This window comes from Acinetobacter sp. YH16051, from assembly GCF_013417135.1.
In the GTDB taxonomy this organism is placed as follows: domain Bacteria; phylum Pseudomonadota; class Gammaproteobacteria; order Pseudomonadales; family Moraxellaceae; genus Acinetobacter; species Acinetobacter towneri.
Genome location: NZ_VPEN01000009.1, coordinates 43,775 through 67,074 on the forward strand (window position 1 = coordinate 43,775; position 23,300 = coordinate 67,074).

The 23,300-nt window shown below is 42.8% G+C and carries 20 protein-coding genes; 7 read left to right on the forward strand and 13 right to left on the reverse strand.

Features of this window, described 5'->3' with window-relative positions; all coding sequences use genetic code 11:
• Positions 1 to 38 precede the first annotated feature (38 nt).
• Complete coding sequence (gene omp33-36 / locus FTV41_RS09190) at positions 39 to 986, forward strand: porin Omp33-36 (RefSeq protein WP_257221936.1); 948 nt, start codon at positions 39 to 41, stop codon at positions 984 to 986.
• 90 nt (positions 987 to 1,076) lie between these two features.
• Here omp33-36 and FTV41_RS09195 read toward each other — a convergent pair whose 3' ends face one another.
• The 3 genes from FTV41_RS09195 to FTV41_RS09205 form a co-directional block, all read right to left on the reverse strand.
• Positions 1,077 to 1,775 carry an ion channel gene (locus FTV41_RS09195; protein ID WP_179996436.1) on the reverse strand — a complete coding sequence of 233 codons (699 nt, stop codon included), beginning with the start codon at positions 1,773 to 1,775 and terminating at the stop codon, positions 1,077 to 1,079.
• 203 nt (positions 1,776 to 1,978) lie between these two features.
• Complete coding sequence (locus FTV41_RS09200) at positions 1,979 to 3,688, reverse strand: cation acetate symporter (RefSeq protein ID WP_179996437.1); 1,710 nt, start codon at positions 3,686 to 3,688, stop codon at positions 1,979 to 1,981.
• Between the two features lies 1 nt (position 3,689).
• A complete protein-coding gene (locus tag FTV41_RS09205) occupies positions 3,690 to 4,022 on the reverse strand; it encodes a DUF485 domain-containing protein (RefSeq protein WP_167845675.1) in 333 nt (110 codons plus the stop codon).
• Between the two features lie 185 nt (positions 4,023 to 4,207).
• On the opposite strand from FTV41_RS09205, the gene FTV41_RS09210 reads away from it, so the two are divergent.
• Positions 4,208 to 7,699 (forward strand): PAS domain-containing hybrid sensor histidine kinase/response regulator, encoded by a 3,492-nt coding sequence (locus FTV41_RS09210; protein WP_179996438.1) that lies wholly within the window; start codon positions 4,208 to 4,210, stop codon positions 7,697 to 7,699.
• A 534-nt stretch (positions 7,700 to 8,233) separates the two neighbouring features.
• Complete coding sequence (locus FTV41_RS09215) at positions 8,234 to 9,001, forward strand: hypothetical protein (RefSeq protein WP_179996439.1); 768 nt, start codon at positions 8,234 to 8,236, stop codon at positions 8,999 to 9,001.
• Positions 9,002 to 9,126: 125 nt separating this feature from the next.
• Here the strand turns inward: FTV41_RS09215 and FTV41_RS09220 are convergent, their stop codons facing one another.
• Positions 9,127 to 10,827, reverse strand: a complete 1,701-nt coding sequence (locus tag FTV41_RS09220; protein ID WP_004970216.1) for an NAD-dependent malic enzyme — start codon at positions 10,825 to 10,827, stop codon at positions 9,127 to 9,129.
• A gap of 170 nt (positions 10,828 to 10,997) precedes the next feature.
• A complete protein-coding gene (locus FTV41_RS09225; protein WP_004970219.1) occupies positions 10,998 to 11,279 on the reverse strand; it encodes a DUF2798 domain-containing protein in 282 nt (93 codons plus the stop codon).
• 195 nt (positions 11,280 to 11,474) lie between these two features.
• Here FTV41_RS09225 and argS point away from each other — a divergent pair, with 195 nt between their 5' ends.
• Positions 11,475 to 13,265 carry an arginine--tRNA ligase gene (argS, locus tag FTV41_RS09230; RefSeq protein WP_104852866.1) on the forward strand — a complete coding sequence of 597 codons (1,791 nt, stop codon included), beginning with the start codon at positions 11,475 to 11,477 and terminating at the stop codon, positions 13,263 to 13,265.
• 34 nt (positions 13,266 to 13,299) lie between these two features.
• Positions 13,300 to 13,908: an SPOR domain-containing protein gene (locus tag FTV41_RS09235; protein WP_004970222.1), complete on the forward strand. Its 609-nt coding sequence runs from the start codon at positions 13,300 to 13,302 to the stop codon at positions 13,906 to 13,908.
• Between the two features lie 95 nt (positions 13,909 to 14,003).
• Here FTV41_RS09235 and FTV41_RS09240 read toward each other — a convergent pair whose 3' ends face one another.
• The 3 genes from FTV41_RS09240 to FTV41_RS09250 form a co-directional block, all read right to left on the reverse strand.
• On the reverse strand, positions 14,004 to 14,657 hold the full coding sequence (locus FTV41_RS09240) for a glutathione S-transferase family protein (RefSeq protein WP_179996440.1): 654 nt from the start codon (positions 14,655 to 14,657) through the stop codon (positions 14,004 to 14,006).
• Between the two features lie 123 nt (positions 14,658 to 14,780).
• On the reverse strand, positions 14,781 to 15,179 hold the full coding sequence (locus tag FTV41_RS09245) for an OsmC family protein (protein ID WP_004970227.1): 399 nt from the start codon (positions 15,177 to 15,179) through the stop codon (positions 14,781 to 14,783).
• 32 nt (positions 15,180 to 15,211) lie between these two features.
• The gene (locus tag FTV41_RS09250) at positions 15,212 to 16,159 is read right to left on the reverse strand and encodes a pirin family protein (protein WP_004970229.1); all 948 of its coding nucleotides are present in this window, start codon (positions 16,157 to 16,159) and stop codon (positions 15,212 to 15,214) included.
• A gap of 246 nt (positions 16,160 to 16,405) precedes the next feature.
• On the opposite strand from FTV41_RS09250, the gene FTV41_RS09255 reads away from it, so the two are divergent.
• On the forward strand, positions 16,406 to 17,698 hold the full coding sequence (locus FTV41_RS09255; protein ID WP_179996441.1) for a GGDEF domain-containing protein: 1,293 nt from the start codon (positions 16,406 to 16,408) through the stop codon (positions 17,696 to 17,698).
• A 216-nt stretch (positions 17,699 to 17,914) separates the two neighbouring features.
• Here the strand turns inward: FTV41_RS09255 and guaA are convergent, their stop codons facing one another.
• Together guaA and FTV41_RS09265 are read right to left on the reverse strand one after the other, a co-directional pair.
• Positions 17,915 to 19,483 carry a glutamine-hydrolyzing GMP synthase gene (gene guaA, locus FTV41_RS09260; RefSeq protein WP_004970232.1) on the reverse strand — a complete coding sequence of 523 codons (1,569 nt, stop codon included), beginning with the start codon at positions 19,481 to 19,483 and terminating at the stop codon, positions 17,915 to 17,917.
• 224 nt (positions 19,484 to 19,707) lie between these two features.
• Positions 19,708 to 20,130: a DoxX family protein gene (locus tag FTV41_RS09265; protein ID WP_004970234.1), complete on the reverse strand. Its 423-nt coding sequence runs from the start codon at positions 20,128 to 20,130 to the stop codon at positions 19,708 to 19,710.
• A 231-nt stretch (positions 20,131 to 20,361) separates the two neighbouring features.
• Between FTV41_RS09265 and FTV41_RS09270 the strand changes: the two genes are divergently transcribed.
• Positions 20,362 to 20,997 (forward strand): DedA family protein, encoded by a 636-nt coding sequence (locus FTV41_RS09270; protein WP_179996442.1) that lies wholly within the window; start codon positions 20,362 to 20,364, stop codon positions 20,995 to 20,997.
• 96 nt (positions 20,998 to 21,093) lie between these two features.
• On the opposite strand, the gene FTV41_RS09275 is transcribed toward FTV41_RS09270, so the two are convergent.
• The 3 genes from FTV41_RS09275 to FTV41_RS09285 all read right to left on the reverse strand — a co-directional run bounded on the left by FTV41_RS09275 (position 21,094) and on the right by FTV41_RS09285 (position 23,172).
• Positions 21,094 to 21,684 (reverse strand): LysE family translocator, encoded by a 591-nt coding sequence (locus tag FTV41_RS09275; RefSeq protein WP_004970239.1) that lies wholly within the window; start codon positions 21,682 to 21,684, stop codon positions 21,094 to 21,096.
• Between the two features lie 242 nt (positions 21,685 to 21,926).
• Positions 21,927 to 22,322, reverse strand: coding sequence for a hypothetical protein (locus FTV41_RS09280; protein WP_131261282.1), 396 nt, complete (start codon positions 22,320 to 22,322; stop codon positions 21,927 to 21,929).
• Between the two features lie 13 nt (positions 22,323 to 22,335).
• Positions 22,336 to 23,172, reverse strand: coding sequence for a ParA family protein (locus FTV41_RS09285; protein WP_070155018.1), 837 nt, complete (start codon positions 23,170 to 23,172; stop codon positions 22,336 to 22,338).
• Positions 23,173 to 23,300: the final 128 nt, after the last annotated feature.

A 23,300-nucleotide genomic window follows, 5' to 3' on the forward strand; every position in this document is an offset into this window, starting at 1 on the left:
GTTCATTGACTTAATAATTTGTTACACTAAAATGATCAATGTTTCATCCATTTTTAACAAAACTGGTAACTATCATGAAAAAACTCGGTTTAGCCACTGCATTATTATTAGCCATGACCGGTGCTCAAGCGTACCAATTCGAAGTTCAAGGTCAATCAGAATTTCTAGACACTACTGAAAACAACCAAAACTTCACTGGTGCTGTTCAAGGTACTTACTACTTCAAAAATGTTGATGCGACTAAAGGTCCATTGGCTGAAGCTGCATTCTTAAACCAAGCATCTAACGTTGCTTTAGCTTACCAATATGCTCAATACGATGCTCCGCGTGATGAAGGTCGTTCTGATGTAGAATCTCACGTTTATGGTGCTAAAGCTGAAGCGTATGTACCAACACAATTGGTTCCAGCATATGCAAGCGTTGCTTACAGCCACACACACAACGATGGCAAAAATGCTGCGACTGCTGATAACAATGGCGATCGTTACGCTTTAGAACTTGGTGCACTAGTAGCGCCTAACTTCTTAGTTGCAGTAGGTTATACAAGCATTGCAGACACTATGGCTGTTGATTCATTTGGTATTATTGCAAATGGTGCAGTTAAAGCAGTTGGTGAAGCTTTAACAATCAATGAAGATCAAGATGCAATCACTGCACGTACTAAGTACGTAGGTGCAATTGATGGTACAAACATGGCTGTTGGTTTTGAAGCTGGTTTAGTTTATGGTGAAAGCACAGCTTATAACTTAAAAACTGATCTTTACTTAACACCTGCTCTTAGCGTTGGTGCGTCATACATGGAGTCAAGCTACAACGATTCTCCAAATAAAGCTTGGGGCGCGAACGTAAACTACTTCATCACTCCTGCGGTTTCAGTAGGTGCAAGCTATGTAAATGCAAACTTCGAAGCAGCTAAAGCAGCAGAAGAAGACGCTGATGTACTTGACACTCAAACTGTTGGTGTAAACGCTAAATTCCGTTTCTAATTTCACATTAGATACCGAAGTTAAAAAAGACGCTCATCTGAGCGTCTTTTTTTATGCCTGAAATATGTCATGAAAAATTTGCACGCTGTTTTACTCGGCCGAATCATCATGGTGATGATGTGGTAAGTGGCGAATGTACTGCAATGCGATTAAACGTGACACGATCAATGCCAAATACATCACGCCACAGAACATTTGCAACATGGCAATCACCCGTGCTTCTGGGCTGATCGGTATAAGATCAGATAAGCCTGTCGCAGACTGCAAACTAAAACTTAAAAATAGTAAATCTAGCCAACTTTGCAAACCTACAGCATTTGGGTTCTGAAAACTTTGCGGAATCAGAATCTGGCAAATGCTATATAAAAAGGCAAAACCCCAAGCGATTAAGGTAAACACCGCTGCAGCAGCAAACAGCTCATCTTTAGTTAAATAACGATCATGGAACATATAACGCAATAAGCCATAGGCTGCACTAAAATAGGCTGCAGCTTCACAAGCATGACTCATCACCAGAATAAGAGGATGCCGCACACCTAGTAAAATAAAGAATGAAAAGAATAAAGCCGCATACACAAAACTTAGACCCAAAACACTCAACATTGGCGTTTGTCGAATCACTTTAGCAATGAGCAGCAACACCAATACCCCCACCATCCAAGTGATGACTTTGTAGGGCATGTTGTGATGTGAAAAGAGTGAAAGTAGCAAAATCACAAACTGCAAAAACAACAGCCATGCCGAAGGCAAGACCTGAAACCTTTTCCAGACATTGTCTAATATGTACATATATCTGCTACCTATTCTTTTTATATTGCATCCAACATAGCAGCTTATTTAGTCATGTAATGCAATCACTCTGTATCAAAATTGCATATCTCAATAACCGTATCCATAAATGCTCAAGATATTGATCGGTATGCTTACCCAAGCCAACAGGCAGACATAAAAAAAGTCCCATGACTGGGACTTTTTTTCAGGGGTTTCAGACCTTAGTGGTCAGATGCACCTGAGATACCAATACCAGTTTGTGAGCGTACGAACTGTGCATCAAATGCTTTACGTTCAGCTTGTGCTTGCGCAGAGTTGTCAGTGATAGAGAACAACCAGCAGCAGAAGAATGAAAGTGGCATTGCAAAGATCGCAGGACCGTTAAATGGGTTGATTGGTGTGTCAGAAATTTGAAGCGTATCTACCCAAACTGCTTTAGACAATACAATCAAGGTTACTGCTGAAGCTAAGCCTGCTACACCACCAATCACTGCACCGCGAGTCGTTAAGCCTCTCCAGAACATAGACAATACAAGTACTGGGAAGTTTGCACATGCTGCTACAGAGAATGCTAAACCTACCATGAACGCAACGTTTTGTTTCTCGAAAAGAATACCCAAGATCATTGCGAAGATTGCTAAGCCTAAAGTTGCAATTTTAGACATGCGAAGTTCAGATTCAGGTGTCGTTTGACCTTTCTTGAATACGTTAGCATACAAGTCGTGAGAGATTGCTGAAGCGCCAGACAATGTCAAACCAGCAACTACCGCAAGAATTGTTGCGAATGCTACTGCTGAAATGAAGCCCATGAACAAGTCACCGCCAACCGCATCAGCCAAGTGCACCGCAGCCATGTTGTTACCACCAACAAGTTCTAACTTGCCAGTAACTGCCATTTTCGCAACATCAAGGAATTGTGGGTTGTTTGATACATAAAGGATCGCACCAAAACCAATGATGAAGGTTAATAGGTAGAAGTAACCAATGAAACCGGTTGCTACAACTACTGATTTACGTGCTTCTTTCGCGTCTTTTACTGTGAAGAAACGCATCAAGATGTGTGGTAAACCTGCAGTACCGAACATTAACGCAAGACCAAGTGAGATTGCATCAATTGGGTTAGATGCTAATTTACCAGGACCCATAATGTTTGCAGCATCTGCCAAGCTCAAGTCATGTACTTTAGAGAAAACTTGGATCGATTGCTCAAACATGTTAGTGAAGCTGAAGCCCACACCTTTCATTACCATGAAGGCCATGAAAGTTGCACCTGAAAGTAACATCACCGCTTTGATGATCTGTACCCAAGTTGTTGCCAACATACCACCGAACATTACGTAAGCCATCATGAGTAGACCCACGATCACTACAGCAAGGTTGTAGTTCAAACCGAAGAGAAGTTTGATTAACTGACCCGCACCTACCATTTGTGCAATCAGGTAGAATGCAACTACGACAAGCGAACTGAATGCTGCAAGGGTACGTACTGGCTTTTCAGATAAACGGAACGAGACCACGTCAGAAAGGTTATATTTCCCTAAGTTACGTAAACGTTCAGCAATCAAGAACAATACGATTGGCCAGCCCACCATGAAGCCCAGTGAGTATAGCAAGCCGTCAAAGCCTGACATAAACACCATTGCGGAAATACCCAGGAACGACGCTGCTGACATATAGTCACCTGCAATCGCGAGACCATTTTGGAAACCTGAAATACCACCACCTGCGGTATAGAAGTCCTTAGTGCTTGTGGTTTGCTTCGCTGCCCATTTAGTAATGAACAAAGTTGCGCCCACGAAAATCAAGAACATAATAATTGCAGGCCAGTTGGTTGGCTGCTGTTCTGCTGCACCTAAATCTGGTCCTGCAAATGCCATACCTGACATTAATACAGTAGACGCAGCCAGTGCTTTCAATGAATTCCATTTCATCTTAGTGCGTTCCTTTCTCATGTGTAATTGCTTCAACTTCACGCATCGCTTCTTCGTTCAATTGGTCAAGTTTGCCATTCGCAATTGATGAATAAACAGCACACAAAATGAAAGATAAAACGATAATGCTCAGACCTAATGGAATACCCCAAGTCGTCACACCGCCAGAAATTGAACTCAATAAGAATTCTTTGTTATAGCCCACTAAAAGCATGAAACCTACGTACACAAACAACATGATTGCTGTTAATGTCCAACTTAGGTTACTTTTTCTGCGAACCATTTCTTTGAATTTTGGGTTTTGTAGAATGCGTTCTACTTGTACCTCATCCATAACCTGCTCCTTCAAGCGCCCTGCCTTAGGCGCAAATTTTTAATTCGAATTATTTCGAACTTAAAATTAACAATGTTGGAGCCGATTTGCAATTTAGACTTTGGTCGCTAAAAAAATGATCAACCTCAGCGCAAAGGCAATGGAATAGGCTATCATAGCCCTATTGTCGATACTTTTAAGGCATCATGAACAGCTGGCTCATTATGGGGGTTTTAGCCCTCTATATCGCATTACTTTTTATCTGTGCTTTCTATGGGGAAAAACACGCCAGTCGTTTAAGCACGCGTGGGCGCATGCTCATGTTCAGCTTAACTTTAGGGGTGTACTGTTCATCATGGACTTTTTATGGTGCAACGGGCGCAGCCGTTCGTGAAGGGATCATTTTTTTACCCATTTATTTAGGGCCATTGCTGTTTGTCGCTGTTGGTTATGATATTTGGCGACGTTTAGGTCGAGTGCGACAACACCACGCCATTTCATCGATTGCTGACTTTGTTGCTGCACGTTACGGTAAAAGCGGGCCATTGGCATCACTGGTCACAATTTTGGCGGTGATTGCAATTATTCCCTATTTGGCTTTGCAATTACGCGCAATTGCGCTGAGTGCCGCAGTGATTTTGGATCAAAGCACCAATGTTGAAAGTACCACCAATGCGGTGTTATTCCTGACAGGTTTATTGGCTATTTTGGCGATGCTGTTTGGTACCCGACAAATTGCCAATACGGAGCAGCACGGCGGTTTAATGCTGGCAGTGGCCTTTGAATCGTTTGTGAAACTGTTTGCATTACTCGCAGTAGCATTCTTTTTTGTTTTTGAAGCACCCGGCAATATTCATCAAATTGCCAATGATGTTTCAATTACCTTCCATGAAGTACAGCTGTTTGGTGTGCCTGAAACCTTTTGGGTGCAAACCTTATTGGCGGCATTAGCGATTATTTGTTTGCCGCGTCAGTTTCACGTTGCTGTGGTCGAACTGCGCGATGAAAAACATATTCGGGGTGCGCGTCGCTGGTTTGCCGTTTATCTGATTTTAACCACCATCGCGATTGTTCCAATTGCCAGTTGGGCTTTGCACGCAGCTCCGCAATATTTAGCCATCCCAGATGTAGCGGTTTTGTCTTTGCCACTCAGTTATAACCAAGACTGGTTGACGCTGTTGGCGTTCTTGGGAGGATTCTCCGCCTCAACAGGTATGCTATTGGTATCTTCAGTAGCACTGTCGATCATGCTGAGTAATGACCTGATCATGCCTGCCTTGTGGCGCATGGGCATTTTCTCACGCCATGACAAGCGCTTGCCTTTGGTACTGAAATTCACCCGACGCATTTGTATTTTAGCGGTAATGCTACTCGGCTTCCTGTTCTTCAACTTCTTTAACGATATTGATCAACTTTCTGTGTTTGGCTTGTTGGCCTTTAGTGCAGTGGCGCAGTTCTCCCCTGCCCTGATTGGTGGTTTGTATTGGCGCGGTGGCAGTAAACAGGGCGTTTATGCAGGTTTAATTGTTGGTTTTGCGATGTGGGCCTATACCCTGCTGCTTCCGACCATTTTACGCAGCCTGCCAAGTCAGTTCAGCGACTTTACCCGTGAGTTTTTACTGCTTGGGCCTTTGGGCATCAACTGGTTACGCCCTGAAGCCTTGCTTGGCTTTGAATCTTTTGCCCCGCTCACACATGGGGTGGTTTGGGCGCTCGGTTTAAATATTTTGTTATATGTTTGGGTGTCACGTATTTTCCGCCCAAGTGTGGCAGAACAGATTCAGGCCGAAAGTTTCTTTTATTATGAAACCAAGCCTTTGCCAACTCAGAACATGAGCAACGAGGTCAGCTATTCACATCAGGATGTAGCGCGTTTAAAAGTAGGCGATTTAATCACACTGGCAAAACGCATTACAGGCGAATCTCCAACCCGACAAGCCTTTGAGCAGTTTAGTCAGCAAAATAATGTGGTGCTGAATGAAAATGCCAATGCCAACGGCATGTGGTGGCGTTTTACCGAACAATATTTGGCAGGCACCATTGGTGCAGCATCTGCGCGTACTTTGCTCACCACTGCCATGGTCAATAACGGACTCGCTTTAGGGCAAGTTGCGAATATTCTTGACCAAGCCTCACAATGGCAACGCTTTAACCAAAACCTAATCATGACCATGATTGACCACATGACCCAAGGCGTGAGTGTGGTAGATGAAAATATGTGTTTGGTAGCATGGAATAATCAATATCTCAAACTATTTGATTATCCTAAAGATATTGTCTATGTCGGGTGCCCAATTGCCGATTTGATTCGCTATAACGCAGAACGTGGTGAATGTGGTCCGGGCTCAATTGAAGAACACGTGCGTAAACGTATTCACTGGATGAAAATGGGCAGTGCACACGAGTTTGAACGCATCCGTAAAGATGGTCGTGTAATTCAAATGCGTGGTAATCCAATTGAAGGCGGTGGTTTCGTGACCACCTTTGCCGATATTACCGCTTTCCGTGAAAACGAAGCCGTACTTGAAGCACGGGTACAAGATCGCACACAACAATTGGCCGATGCTTTGGCAGAACAGCAATTGGCACGTGAACAAGCCGACAAAGCCAATATGTCCAAAAGCCGCTTTATTGCCGCTGCCAGTCATGACTTATTACAGCCAATGCATGCAGCGCGCTTATTCAGTACGGCTTTAGAGCAAAGTATTCAGTCCGATGAAGACCGTAAAACCCTGCAACAACTGGATCGTGCCCTGCATGGTGCAGAAAGTATGCTCTCGGCCTTGTTGGATATTGCCCGTTTGGAAGGCGGTACGATTCAGCCGAAACGTCAGGCTTATCCACTGCATGACTTACTCAGCGATTTAAGCCTGCAATTTAAATCCATTGCGGCACAACGTGGCATTGAATTCCGTGTGCATGACGTACAGTTCTGGATTGATACCGACCCACAATGGATTCGTCGTATTATTCAAAACTTTGTCAGCAATGCGCTGCGCTATACCGCCAAAGGGCGTGTGGTCGTGGGCGTGTTACGTTCTGCAGAACATCCACAACATATTCGAATTGGGGTGTGGGATACAGGTCCGGGTATTGCCGAAGAACAACGTATTAAACTGTTTCAGGAATTTGAGCGTTGCGGACATACGTCGCCTTGGGGTGAGCAAGGTCTAGGTCTTGGGTTAGCGATTGTGCAGCGTATGACCAGTTTGCTGAACTACCCTGTGCATGTCTATTCGGAATTGGGCAAAGGCTCGTGCTTTATGATTGAAGTACCGATTGTCGAAGCTCCAAAAGTAGTGGCTGCACCTGTGCAAGTGGTGCCGTTGAAAACCAAAGCCTATAAAATTTTGTGTTTAGATAATGATGAAACCATTTTGGAAGGCATGGCGACCCTGCTGAGTAAATGGGGCTATCACGTATTTAAAGCCACCGAACCTGAACAAGCAATTGAGTTGATTCAACGTGAGCACATTCAAGTTTGGTTGGTCGATCAGCACTTAAATGACGATAAAATCGGTTTAGATTTTATTCTGGAACATCGTCAAGCCGATGTACCTGTGGCGTTAATTACTGCTGACTCTGATCCAGAACTACCGCAACGCTTAAAAGAACTCAACATCGTCTTGCTGAAAAAACCATTAAAACCAGCATCGCTACGTTCTTGGTTATCGGGTCTGAAAATTTCGGAGACTTGATTCACATACCTAACTTTGGCTAATTTGGGGCGCTCATCCCACAGAGATAAAGCTGAGATGAACGCACCGACCTTGTTACATTTTCTGGTTTGGTTACATTTGTTAGTCTGATGACCAAGCTTCACTTTACATAGCGAAATATGGCTACAATGAAAATCCAACACATTTGCTGTCAATATTGACAGCGATTGACCTGATGCAACACCCATTGACCAAACTTTTCAAAAACACTGCCTTTTGATGCGCTACAATTCACATTAAATATCATGGTCAGATTCGCTATGGCAAAGTCTGACAAGATCGTAAGCAAATACACCCAAACTTGCTTACAATTTCTTTAATTGCCGAGTTTGTAAAGGCTTTTCTGAGCACATTGCAATACATTAGACTTTAGTCTTATACATCTATTGACTATCTGCGCGCATAACTAAGTACAAGAAATGATCAGCGCATTCATCTTCAAGCCACATCCAAACAAATTTCCTGCCCTATTAAGCGTTGATCGACCTGTTTTCACGTTTTAGGAAGAATCTCATGAATACCGTGAACCATGAACAGCAGCTCGCAGAACAAACACAGCAGCTACAGCGTCAATATGGCGTAAATGCGCTATTGCCCGAAATTCACTGGGATCGTCTGTTTCAAAACAGCAAACTCAAAGCTCCTCATCTACAAGCGCTGAATACCCTGTATCAAACCGCAGTACCCTTAGCCCTACAAGTCTTTGAAGAACTCAATTTTGATGTATTTAGTCCTGCAGCGTATAAACCTCAAGGTTTAGGTCTGTTCGAGAAACTTGCAGATCAGGAACAACAATTACTCAGCCTTTTGGAGCAAGAAGCTCAAGGCCTAGATGAACCTACCCGCCAACATATTTGGAGTATATTATTGCGCGGTGGTGCCGTACTGGTCTTTAAAGCATGGTTGGGCAAAGTCAAAACCGATACAGCACAGCTCGACACCTCTCAATTTGATGAGCTGTCCGATTTACTGTTTATTAAAACCCCACCCTTTGAATTGGCAGAACGCTTGAATATTAATGCACATGCCCCTGCCGAACATATTTTTCTGTTATATGGCAATGACGTGTATTTAGACCGTTTTAACAGTCTCGAAACCGCAGCGCTATTTGTCGATTTAGGCGTCTATGATGCGGCTTTTTTAAGTCTAAGAGATGACCGTGTGGCTAAATACTTAATTGGGCAAGGCTATGTCAGCCAGCAACAAATTGATGAATTACAATGTGCCTTAAATCCTTTGAATTGTGCCGATTTAAATCCAAAACAGAACTATATTGCTTAGTGTGAGTTGAAGACTTAAATTCCAAGTAATCACATCGCAAACCCCATCCTATTCCAAATAAAAACAAGGCGTGCAATAACACGCCTTGTGGCTTATTTCATTAACAATACACGAATGAATTTTGCTTAAAACGTCACACGTTTATAATCACGATATTCAGGCTTCCAGAAATTAGCCTCAATTGCCTCTCGTAATGCCTCATCACTCATGACAGCTGCAACGCCTGCATCCATTGCTGCTTTTGCGACTCTAAATGCAATAAATTTAGACACCTGCTGAATTTCATTTAAATCAGGCAATAAATCTGCATTTGGATCCTGCAACAATGGTGAGCAGTCCGCCAGCGCATTACTGGATGCAATTAACATACTGTCTGTCACACGTGTTGCCCCTGCAGCGATTACCCCTAAGCCAATACCTGGGAAAATATACGAGTTATTGCATTGGGAAATATTATAAAGTTTGCCCTGATAGTTCACTGGCTCAAATGGGCTACCTGTTGCAATTAAGGCCTTGCCTTCAGTCCACTCCAAAATATCGGCAGGAAATGCTTCAACTTGTGAGGTTGGGTTTGACAATGGCAACACAATTGGACGCTCGCAATTGGCAGCCAAGGTTTTAATCACCTCTTCAGTAAATAAACCCGGTTGCCCCGAAACCCCAATCAATACCGTTGGCTTGGCGTTTTGAATGACGTCCAACAGAGAAATCACACCTTCAGGATTGCCCCAATGTGCAACACGGTCAGGACTTTGTGCCAATTTACGTTGGAAATCGAGCAAGTTTGGCTGATTGCTAGTGAATAAGCCAAAACGATCCACCATATACACACGAGCACGTGCTTCAGCATCGCTTAAGCCTTCCACCACCATTTGCGCCACAATTTGCTCGGCAATACCACATCCTGCAGAACCCGCGCCCAAAAAGGCAATGGTTTGATCTTTCAGCTGCTTGCCTGCCGCACGTGATGCAGCAATTAAACTGCCCACAGATACAGCAGCAGTGCCCTGAATATCATCATTAAAACAGCAAATCTGATCACGATATTTATTCAGCAAGGGCATGGCATTTTTCTGAGCAAAATCTTCAAACTGAATCAATGCCTTTGGCCAACGGCGTTTCACCGCATCAATCACCTGATCGACAAATTGATAGTATTCCTCACCACTAATACGTGGCTGATTCCAGCCCATATAGATCGGGTCATTCAACAATTGTGGGTTATTGGTGCCGACATCTAGGGTAATTGGCAAAGTATAGGCAGGACTAATACCGCCACAAGCGGTATATAAAGACAGTTTGCCAATTGGGATGCCCATGCCACCAATGCCCTGATCGCCCAGACCTAAAATACGTTCACCATCGGTAATCACAATCACTTTGACATTCTTTTTATTGATATTTTGCACAATATCGTCAATGTGGGCGCGGTCTGGATACGAAATAAAAATGCCACGATGACGGCGATAAATATCAGAAAAACGCTGACATGCCTCACCCACCGTTGGGGTGTAAATAATTGGCATCATTTCACTCAAATGCTGTTCAATCAGGTGATAAAACAGGGTTTCATTGGTGTCCTGAATGTTGCGCAAATAAATATGCTTGTTGATGGCATCACTAAAAGCAGAATATTGCTGATACGAACGCTGGCTTTGTTCTTCAATATTTTCAATTGCATGTGGAATTAAGCCATGCAAGTTAAAACGGGTGCGTTCTTCTTCTGAAAATGCAGAACCTTTATTTAATAAAGGCAATTCTAAAAGGCCGTTGCCCGCATAGGGAATATATAAAGGACGTTTCTGCTGCAAATTTGCGGTTGTCATTGTTCATCTCATTCTAATCGGTTGCTGATGGCGCATGGATTGAGATGCACCATCTGACATCTGACTAGCTTAGCCCGAATTGCAGCAAATAGGGCATTTAGAAGTTTGATAACCAAATCTGAATGATTTTTATTTCTGATAGCCCATGTTATATAGGCATCGAACCTAATTTATTTGGGTGGTTGCAGTGGCGTCATATCTACAATTAAGCCAGTGAACTTACGCACCAAAGGCAGCACACATAATACGACTGGAAAAGCAAACGCCCAAGAAATCATCCAGTTATGCAACCACAGGGTAAAAAATCCCTCAATCCAGCCCAAATTTCGGATCATATTAATCAACGAAATGATGCCACTCATCAAACATGATAAAAAGAAAGGCATTACCACCGTGGCCCATTTCATGGGTAATTTGGGTACATTGCCAAAAATCATTGCACGTTGTTTCATGCTCCAGCCTTTTCGCCTCACTGAATGCCGCATACTATGCCATGAATTGCTTGCTTAAAGGATGATTTTTCAGGCAATTTGTTCATGCTTAGCTACAATCTCTGAAATTCGATAAAGCATACAATTGCACTCCCCTAAAGCCCCTGAAATTTGCTATATTTAGCGTTTTTCTGCACATCTATTTTTCGACTAAATATGAATACGGCAATACAAGCAGCGCTCGATCATGCAGTGCAATCCCTTCAAGCTGAAGGTGTACTCCCATCTGACTGGAACAATACGAGTAATTTAACCCGTACCAAAGACCGTAGCCACGGTGATTTCGCATCAAATATTGCCATGATTGCCTCTAAAGCCGCAGGCATGAAGCCACGCGATTTAGCCGAAAAAATTCTTGCTGCTCTGCCTGAAGTTGCAGACATCAGCAAAGCAGAGATTGCAGGCCCTGGTTTTATTAACTTCTTTTTAAATGCCGACCAGCGTTTTAGTGTTTTAGATCAAATTCAAGCACAAAAACAACAATTTGGACGCAGCCAAATCAATGCAGAAAAACGCATTCAGGTCGAGTTCGTTTCTGCTAACCCAACCTCAAGCCTACACGTGGGTCATGGTCGTGGTGCTGCTTATGGTATGACAGTTGCCAATTTACTTGAAGCCACAGGTGCTAAAGTTGACCGTGAATACTATGTCAATGATGCTGGCCGTCAAATGGATATTTTGGCGACTTCAACTTACTTGCGTTATTTGGAACTGGCAGGTCAAACGCTGGTGTTCCCCAAAAATGCGTATCAGGGTGACTACGTTAAAGACATCGCACAAAGCATTTTAAAACAGGATGGTGAACGCCATGTACGCCCTGTTGCAGATGTATATAACAATGTGCCTGAAGATGTGCAATATGCGGCAGAACTCGATGCCGATGGCAACAAAGTGGTCTTGTCGGGCGACAAAGAAAAACACATTGATGGTTTGATTTTCAATTCACAAACGCTCTTGGGTGATGATTATCGCGTGTTCCATCAGGCTGCGCTGAATGCTATTTTGGCCGACATTAAAGATGACTTGGGCGAGTTTGGTGTCACCTTTAACCAATGGTTTAGCGAAGCGTCATTGACTGAAAAAATTGATGAAGCTCTGCAAACACTAGATCAACGTGGTTATCTATACGAACAAGACGGCAATATCTGGTTTAAATCGACCGCATTTGGCGATGAAAAAGACCGTGTGGTGAAACGCCGCAATGGTCAAACCACTTACTTTGCTTCAGACATTGCTTATCACCTGAATAAATTACAACGTGGCTACACAGACCTAATTGATATTTGGGGTTCAGATCACCACGGTTATATTTCACGTGTGAAAGCGGCCATTGATGCACTAGGCTACGACTCGAAAAAATTAACGGTACTGTTAGTGCAGTTCGTGAGCTTATGGCGTGGTGGTGAAATGGTACAAATGTCATCCCGTTCAGGTCAGTACGTGACCTTGCGTGATTTGCGTAAAGAAGTCGGCAACGATGCTGCACGTTTCTATTACGTCATGCGCAAATCTGAACAGCACATTGACTTTGACCTAGATTTGGCCGTTTCACAAAGTAAAGACAATGCGGTCTACTATATTCAATATGCTCATGCACGTATTTGTCGTATGCTCGAAAAAGCTGCTGCTACGCAATTGAATTTTAATGCGACAACTGCACGTCAGTTTGCCGCTAAACTTGAGCTAGATGCTGAAACTGAAATTTTAGCCAAACTGGCTGCGTATCCTGAAATTTTAGTACGTGCTGCCAACAGCCACGAACCGCATCAGGTAGGTAACTATTTGAAAGAATTAGCAGCATTGTTCCACGGTTGGTACAATGAGCATAAAGTTCTGAATGATGATGCAGCCTTGACTCAAGCACGCTTATTGCTTTCAGTAAACGTACAACAAGTCTTGCGTAATGGTTTAGAATTATTAGGTGTCTCTGCACCAGAAACAATGTAAAAGCCAAATAAAAGCATAACAAGAGGAAGTCCACGTGTTTGGAAAAACGCAACGCGGTGTATCTGAACGACCGAATAAGCCCAAAAAACCACTAATTCCAACGTGGTTAGGCACACTCGTGGTGATTTTAATCGTGTTGTGTTTTGCTGTAGCCTTAATGCTATGGAAACCGTGGGCACCTGTACAGCCTAAAGGGCAAATCAATTCTGAGCATTATCAGGAAGATACCAACAAAGACTATCGTTTTTATGATTTGCTGCCACAGCAACAGGTTACCCCAATTCCTGAGCAAGCGGTGCCTGAAACACAGCAACAGAATACCGTAGTCATTGTTGAAGCGCCTGCTGCTGTAGAGGCGCCAGCGGCCAGCGAAGCCAATGTTGGTCTGACAGAAATGCCTGCCCCTGTGGTACAAGCCAGCTATATTCTACAAGTGCGTAGCTATACCGACCCAGATGCTGCAGATGCACGTCGTGCCGAAATTATTTTGAATGGTTTATCGGCAGATGTAGTGAAAAGTGTAGAAGGTGGTGAAACTTGGTATCGGGTGATTTCAGGCCCTTATGATTCAGCCGATGCTGCAGTGATTGCTCAGCAAACTTTGCAGCATAGTGGAATTGATTCAATTGTCGTGAAACGCTAAGCCTCATTGTTATCAATCGACCAAAATCAATTAAAAAAAGATGCCTCTGCATCTTTTTTTAGGTCTATAGAACGATGTACTCACAAAAATCATCGCTAGATTTGCATTAACTGCTGCTCACGTTCGCGTGCACGCTGAAATGCAGGACGCTGTTCCACGCGTGCCAAATAAGCCGCAATCTGTGGATAATGATGCCCGGTACGGCTTTGCAATGCTTGGAGCGGGAAACCCATTTGAATATCGGCAAAAGAAAAATCCCCTGCAAAATAATCATGTTTGCCCAAATAATCTTCTAAATAAGCAATATGATCTTTTAAACGAGGCTGAATAAACTCTGCTTTAACACCTGCAGTAATTTTTTGCGCCATTGGTCGAACTAACCATGGCACATGCTGCGGCACATTGGTTATCACCAATTGCATCACTAACAATGGCATTAGCGAGCCTTCGGCATAATGCATCCAGTATTGATATGCTTGCTGTGCTGAAGCCTGCTGCGGTTTAAACTGCCTTTGCGTATCATAATGCTGCTGCAAGTACTCCAAAATGACTGCAGATTCTGCAATGGTCTGCTCTGCATCCGTCAAAATTGGTGCTTTACCCAATGGGTGAATCAGCTTCAATTCATTGGGCGCACTTAAATTGGGCTGACGGTGGTAAAACTTGATTTCATAGTCCAAACCCAGCTCTTCGAGCGCCCACAAAATGCGGAAAGAGCGGGATTGATCAAGGTGGTGTAAAGTAATCATAAACGTCCTATTTTGTTTTTATTACATCTGTTTTAAGTGATTGTTATATCTTCTGTTTCACGCAACATTATAAAAAGGCATGTCCTGCATGCCTTTTTATAAGAGACGGATTCAACTCTAGGTTTAACCCAATTCAGTACGAATTTCCACACTGCGTAACAAGGTTTTCGTCACAGGTGTTTTTTGACAGATATTCAGTACTTTTTGCTGTAATTCTGCATCTAACGCTGCTTCAGTTTGCACACGGCGTTCAATCCACTCCTGCCCTTCCTGATTGGTAAAGAAGTCCGCCTCGACCTGAATTTTGCCAAAATCCAAACCCTTATGCTGTGCATACATACGCAAGGTAATCATGGTGCAAGCGACCAAACTGCTACATAACAGATCATAAGGTGCAGGACCTGCATCTTGACCACCTAACTTTTCAGGCTCATCTACCTTCCATTGGTGCTGACCACTTTGGATCTGACCTTGCCATGCCGTGTCTAAACTGCGTACCTGTGCTGTGCCAATCTTGGCCATAAGATGCTCCCTATAGATTGATATTCCATCATTTATTTTGATGCACGCATTTTTGCGGGGAAAGTCGGCGCTTCTAAACGTGGTCCATCGTAGTCTGGTATTGTGCCAAAACGAGGATCATGATTGACCCATTGCTCACGTGCAATGCTGAGTTCCTCTTGGGTACGACCGACGAGATTCCACCACAACAAAATTGGCGACTCAAAAGGTAAACCGCCCAATAGCAACAGACGCGCACCCGCATGTAAATCTAGCTGAATTTCGGTTAAGCCCGGTTCAAGCACCAGCATATTTTCATCGTTTAATTCATGCCCATGCACAGTGGCTGTGCCTTCCAGCATCATCAAACCATATTCAAATTTAGGATTCAGCGGCAAACGGGTTGTCGTGCTGGTTTCACTATAAATATCTACCCCTAGCAACTCACTATGTACTAATACTGGTGAAGTGGTATTTAAAAATTCACCAACTAAGATGGTAAATTCCACTCCATCTAGCAAAACCACAGGCAAGTCAGGGTAATGATCAAAACGTGGCGCCATATTGCGCTGATCATCAGGTAAAGCAATCCACAGTTGCGCTGTATGCATGTGTGTTTCGGTGTCGGGAGCAACTTCGGTATGTGAAATACCATAACCCGCGGTCATTAAATTAACCTGTTTGGGACGAATCAATTGCTTAGTACCCAAACTGTCGGTATGCATAATGCTGCCTTCAATCATCCAGGTGAATGTTTGCAAACCAATATGTGGATGCGGCCCGACATCTAAGCCTTCACCTTGTGGAAAATTAACAGGACCTGCGTGATCTAGAAAACACCATGCCCCAATCATGCGTTTATGCCGACTCGGTAAAGCACGTTTAATTAAAGTTCCCTGCCCAATTTCAGCACTACGCAGTGGAAATTCCTGTATAAATTGCTTGACGTACTTATCACAATCGTCTGAATTGGAAAGCTCGGTATAATTGCTGTTGCTCATCCTATACCTCTTATATTTCTGTAAATTCCTTGACTATTAAATATAGTAAATCACTAACGAAGAGCAAGATGAAATTTGTTGTTCTGATTTTTATGGTTCAAACTTGAACTACACCATAAAATATATGGCATAATTTTGACCAAAATTTAAAAAAAATAGAGAAAATACCCAAATTTAGGGAGGTTATTTTTTCTGCATTTTGCGCATAATCCTCACTATAAGTTGTCAATTTGAGTAAATATCGCTATGTCTGTAAAAGCTCGAATGGGGGAACAGACCCGTTCGAAGATTTTAAGCAATCAGGAAGCCTCAGAAAAACTTTTAAAAACAACTGAGTGTGATCTTGAAAACCGACAAGCAATTGAAAAAGCATTGCAGCACCCTGCTGCGCAACTCCCGCCGCAATTTGAAACACATTTTTATCAACACCAGAATTTACATCAGCGTCGTTATTTACGCCAAGTCAATTACATTGGGCAAATGACGTTCCTGCTGTATTTCTTTATCGATTATTTCATCATTCCAGATGTCACTACACTCTCGGCCACACTCCGTCTCAGTGCTGTTGTATTGGCGCTGATTGGCAATTATTTCTGCTTTAAATTGATCAAAGATATTCGCCTGCTAGATTTAATTTTACCAGTCAGCGCCACACTGTGCTGCGGTATTTGGTTCTATATCCTGTCGCAATCACAAAGCCCTTGGATTTCCACTTATGTGTATGCCTCGGTCATTTTTGTGGTGATGGCTAATCTGTGTATTCAGGTACGTTTCCGACCTGCTCTGTATAACTCATTGCTCATGAGTGTGCTGATTTTTTTAAGTGCCATCTCCTTAACAACCCTACAAGATGCACTCATTTTTATGGTGGTCTATATCCCCATGTGGCTACTCAGTTTGTATATTAGCTGGAGCAATACCCTCAATGCACGCCACCACTTTTTGCGCAGTTTGCTGGATGACTGGAATTTCCATACCCTACAAGCCTTAGCCCATACCGATGAACTGACCCAACTGAATAACCGTCGGCAATTTGTGCACATGGCGGAACATAAAATTCACGAATGGCCTAAATCGAATTCGATCTGTTTATTGATGTTGGATGTAGATTTCTTTAAACAAATTAATGATACCTATGGGCATGATATTGGAGATCGGGTGTTGCAAAATATTGCTGAAATTGCCCGTAAAGAAATGCGTCGTAAAGATATTTTGGCACGCTTTGGCGGTGAAGAGTTTATCGCTCTGCTTAGTGAAACCAGCTTAGATGAAGCACTGATGATTTCAGAACGCTTAAGACAAAAAATTGCTCAGCATGAAATGTGCATTGATAAAAAATGTTTTAATTTCACTGTCTCCATTGGAGTATCCAGTTTAAAACCACAACAAACCGACTTACAGACCCTAATTAAAGAAGCCGATTTGGCCTTATACCAAGCCAAACAAAGCGGACGAAATTGTGTCATCAGTTTTGATGTGGGGATGCCTGAGCCCCCTAAATCTACGGTAAAAAAAGAAATTAAATCTTGGATTGTTTAGCAGGCATAAAAAAGAGCACATGGAGTGCTCTTTTTTTATGTGCAAGAGGAAAGCTAGCTGCCGCAAGCATCTTGCACCCATTTTAAAAGCCGTGCTTTAAAATGGGCTCATGTCGTAAAACTGGCAAGCAGCAGTGCTGCTTGAAACCCCTAGCTGCCGCGCGCATAGCGCTTGGCGTAATTCAGGCACGAAGCAGTGCTTCGTGAAATCCCTGAATTACTCCCATTCAATGGTTGCAGGTGGTTTAGATGATACGTCATAAACCACACGTGAAACCTCTGCAATTTCATTCATGATGCGCGTTGAAATACGATCCACCAAGTCATACGGCAAGTGTGCGAAACGTGCGGTCATAAAGTCCACTGTTTCTACGGCACGTAGTGCGATTACCCATGCATAACGACGACCATCACCGACGACACCAACAGATTTTACAGGTTGGAATACTGCAAATGCTTGAGCTGTTTTGTCATACCAGCCACTTGCACGTAATTCCTGCATGAAAATATCATCAGCTAGACGTAAAATGTCTGCATATTCTTTTTTCACTTCACCCAAAATACGCACGCCCAAACCTGGACCTGGGAATGGATGGCGGTAAATCATGCTGTGTGGCAAGCCTAAAGTGGTGCCAAGCTTACGAACTTCATCTTTAAACAAGTCACGTAATGGTTCAACCAATTCAAAAGCTAAATCTTCTGGTAAACCGCCCACGTTGTGGTGTGATTTAATCACATGCGCTTTGCCTTGTTTGCTGGCTGCAGATTCAATCACGTCTGGGTAAATCGTACCTTGTGCCAAGAATTTCACGCCATCCAGCTTACGTGCTTCTTCGGCAAAAACTTCAATAAATTCACGACCAATGATTTTACGTTTTTTCTCTGGATCAACTTCACCAGCCAATGCACCTAAGAAACGCTGTTCAGCGTCGGCACGAATCACGCGAATCCCCATGTTTTCTGCAAACATTTGCATTACTTGATCGCCTTCGTTCAAGCGCAACAAACCATTGTCTACAAATACACACGTTAATTGATCGCCAATGGCACGGTGCAATAACGCAGCAACCACAGATGAATCGACACCACCAGACAAGCCAAGTAATACTTTCTCATTGCCAATTTGCTGACGTAATTGTTCTACACGCAAGTCGATAATGTGTTCTGGTGTCCACAAACCACGACATCCACAAATTTGATGTACGAAGTTAGACAGTAATTCTGCACCTTTAGCCGTGTGCGTTACTTCTGGGTGGAATTGAATACCATAGAAACGGCGTGTTTCATCAGAAATCATCGCCACTGGGCAGCTTGGTGTGCTAGCCGTAATTTGGAAGCCTTCTGGAATGCGTGCCACTTTATCGCCATGGCTCATCCAAACGTGCAATTGGTTTTCACGATCTTGCAAGTTACCAATCAGTTTGTCACGTACCAAAATATCGACTTCGGCATAACCGAATTCATGTACTGAACCCGCTTCAACTTTACCGCCCAGTTGTTCTGACATGGTTTGTAGGCCATAGCAGATACCCAGTACAGGTACGCCTAAGTTAAATACAATTTCAGGTGCGCGTGGACTACCCGCTTGGTGAACACTTTCAGGTCCACCCGATAAGATAATACCGTTTGGATTAAATGCACGAATGTCTTCTTCCGACATATCGTAGGCATACATTTCAGAATATACGCCCGCTTCACGAACACGACGTGCGATCAGCTGGCTATATTGCGAACCGAAATCCAGAATCAGGATACGATCTTCAGTAATTTGAGTATTGGTAGTCATGACAAACAACTATAGAAAGGCAAACGAATTAAGCGCGCTATTCTAGCATTTTTCCACGCCTTGCGCACACTATTCAGACAATCCTAAAAATGGCTATTTTTCTTCGTGATATTGCAGTGACCACATACTCTAAGTTTTAAAAGACTATGCATTTTCTATGGCATAAAAAAAGCAACCTTCTTGAAGATTGCTTAAATTGTTGAGCTGATGTGGAAATCAATGACTTACTTTTTTGCTTCCAAAAGATGGTCTAGACTTATTTTGCCTGCACCGTAAAGCATGATGTAGAAGAAACCGCCAGCCAAACCAATATTTTTCATAAAATTCAGCGCATCTTCTGGTGCAGCATGGAATAAAAATGCAGTTAAAAGACTAAAAACACCTAAACCCAAACCCACGACACGTGCTTGTAAACCGAATAGAATTGCCAAACCACCACCAAGTTCTAGCAAAATCACCAAAGGTAGCAATGAACCTGAAACACCCATAGCTTGCATATAGCCCACTGTTGCATCATAGCCTGCAATTTTTCCCCAACCAGATACAATAAATAAATACGCTAAAAAAGCACGTGCAAATAAACTTACAATGGCTTGCACACTTGCTTTTTCGACCACACTTTTTAACACAACATTTGGATTAAACATCAGATCACCTATATTTTTGATTCATTCTTGAAGACAAATACATCTTAGTTTTTTCAAAATTCAGGATAAATACGCATTTAAAAGACATGTTGTTGCATCTATGCAACGAAAAAGAACCGATGTGGCTGGTCTAGCATCCCTAAAATCACTGTGAAAATTATTTACCTTTTCATACTGACTTTCCGCCTGTGGACTGCTAGGATTTGAGCACACTTTCGCTTGTTTTTTCCCATGGAACTGATTGATTTTATATTACACGTCGATGAACATTTGCTCGAATTCATCACCCAATATGGGGTATGGATTTACGCTATTTTATTCCTGATTATTTTTGTAGAAACGGGCTTGGTGGTCATGCCGTTTTTACCTGGCGATAGTTTACTGTTCGCGGCAGGCGCATTGGCTGCATCGACAGGAGTGATGGATCCGTGGATTTTGGGTATTTTATTGTTTACTGCTGCGGTACTCGGTGACACCCTGAATTATCATATTGGTAAATATATTGGTCCACGGGTTTTTGAACTGGAATCACGTTTTATCAATAAAAAACATTTGATCGAAACCCAGAATTTTTTTGAGCGACACGGCGGAAAAACCATTATTTTTGCGCGTTTTGTGCCTTTTGCGCGTACCTTTGCGCCCTTCGTGGCGGGTGCAGGCAGCATGAATTATAAATACTTCCTGACCTATAACGTAATTGGCGCTTTTTGCTGGATCGCGTCGTTTATTACACTTGGTTATTTATTTGGCAATATGCCAATAGTGAAAGACAATTTCACCCATTTAATTTTCGGCATTATTATTTTAAGTGTCTTGCCTGGAGTGATTGGTTTTATTCGCCAAAAACTCAAGAAAAAACCTGCTTAAGTTGTGTAATTCTTTGGGCATGCCTGTTACAGCGCTGCCCTCATACATTCAAAACAGGTGAGATGATTGCTCAACTCACCAAAAGTCTCTAAATCTTTAGAAAAAACGTGCCACCACAGGCAGCATACACACCACCAACAGCAAAGCCGAGCCTTTATATAACAGATCTGCCGTCACTTTATTGGTTTCTCGCGCCAAAACTGCTCGCCCAAAAGACATCCAAAATAACGCTGTTGGCAATAAAATCAGACCAAATAAGACATAGACCATAGCAAAGTTGGTCGGGTTATCCCACGTTTCTGTAGGAAAAATACCTGCAGCAAATAACAAGGCTTTTGGGTTTTTAAAAGTCGAAAAAAATAATTGTGCAGGGCGAATGGCAGAGTGTTTTTGACAATGTTGCTCTAAATGTGACTGCTTCCATAAATGAAAAGCCATCCAAAACACATAGCCTGCGCTTAAAACATGCAGTATATCAATTAAATAAGGCCAAATTGGCGCACTCAAATGAATGAATAACGCCCACAGACTAATGGCATACATATAACCAAAAAACTCTGCGGGAATCAGCAGACTGGTTTTGGCAATGCCTTGTTGGTGGGCTGAGCTTGCCAATAGCGCATTGGTCGGGCCAGGAATCATCAAGACCGCAATCATTGCTAGGACAAAGAGCCAACTTTCAATCATAAACACCAGAGCATGCAAATCAAAAATAGGAGCACACCTTATATGAAAGCCATTGAAAATGACAAGTTTTTCTATCTGGCAGGACTGACCCAAGGGTATAAATAGGACAGAAAATAAAGTTAAGTTTTTGTTTTTAAAATATTAGATTGAAATCAATCTTGAATTATCTTGCTACATTTTTTAAGCAATGGTGCTGCAAAAATGACAGCACCACGGACGAAATATTCGCAAAACCCTAAAATTTAAGATGTTGCAGGTTTGAGCTTAACAATAATCGGGCAAGCTTTAAATTTTGCTGCTTGCACAATGGCTTCTTGCTCACCTAAAAGACGTGCCAATTCTGTTCTTTTGGTATTGGATGACTGTCCCATATTGACTGAAACACTCGGTGCAACGCCCCAACCGCCACGGCTGCCCCAACCACCGCCTAAACCGATACCCACACCAACACCTGTACGTTTCGGTGCTTCAACACCGCTTTCAATATATTGCTGAATACGGTTATATTCGCTTTGTAATTGTTGGCAATTCAAAGCCTGATAATGTGTAGGCGACACATAGCTAGGTTTCACTGTGGTCGCACAAGCCCCTAGCAATAAACTACTTGCCGCGACAAGACCAATTGCAAATGTTTTCATGTCTACCTCTGTATCACGCTTGCTCAATTTCATTGAACAATGATTGATAGGCCTGCGTCAATTTATGATCTGTTGCCAAATGAATTAATGGCAAATTTTTATGATGTGATTCTTTCATCAACACCGAAGGCGGTAACATACTATTCAAAACAGGCAAACCTTCATCTTTGAGTTGCTGCACCACTTCACGCGGTAACTTGGCCTGTGCTTGATATTGATTCACCACAATGCCTTCAATTTGCAAGTTTGCATTGTGGTCATCCTGAGTTTCCAACACATTTTCAATCAAACTTTGCAAAGCACGTTTAGAAAAGACATCGCAGTCAAATGGAATGAGCACCCGATCTGCAGCAATTAATGCCGATAAGGTAAAAAAGTTAAATGCAGGCGGGGTATCAATAAACACGCGGTCATATTGATCGGACAATTGTTGCAAGGCATCGCGCAGCTTATAAATTTTATGTTTCGATTCAAGTGCATGTGCCAAGCCGCCCAATTGCGGACTTGCAGGAATCACATCCAAATTTTTAAATGGCGACTGATGCACATAGGCTTCTAAACCTTTGCTGCGGTTTTTTAAAATTGAGCCCAAAGCATTGCCCAATAAACCTTTGGATTGGTTTGCACCCAACACTTCTTCAAAATAATTTTCGATGTTGGGTTCGAGCGCAGGCTTGTCGGCAGAATAAGTGGCATCATCACCCAATAAGTACTGGCTGGAGTTGGCTTGCGGGTCAAGGTCAATCACCAATGTTTTTAAACCCTGATGCGCACTGATTGCAGCCAAATTGACGGTAATACTGGATTTTCCAACACCACCTTTCTGATTAAACACCACACGTGTGCGCATTGCCGCCCCTCTTTTCAATTTTTGTTGTGACATCACTTCAGTTTAACTGAGCTGTAAATATTCTTGCCGAATTATGTCTAACAATTCGCCAGTGCTCAAATATGCAGCCAATCTTTTGCCGATATTTA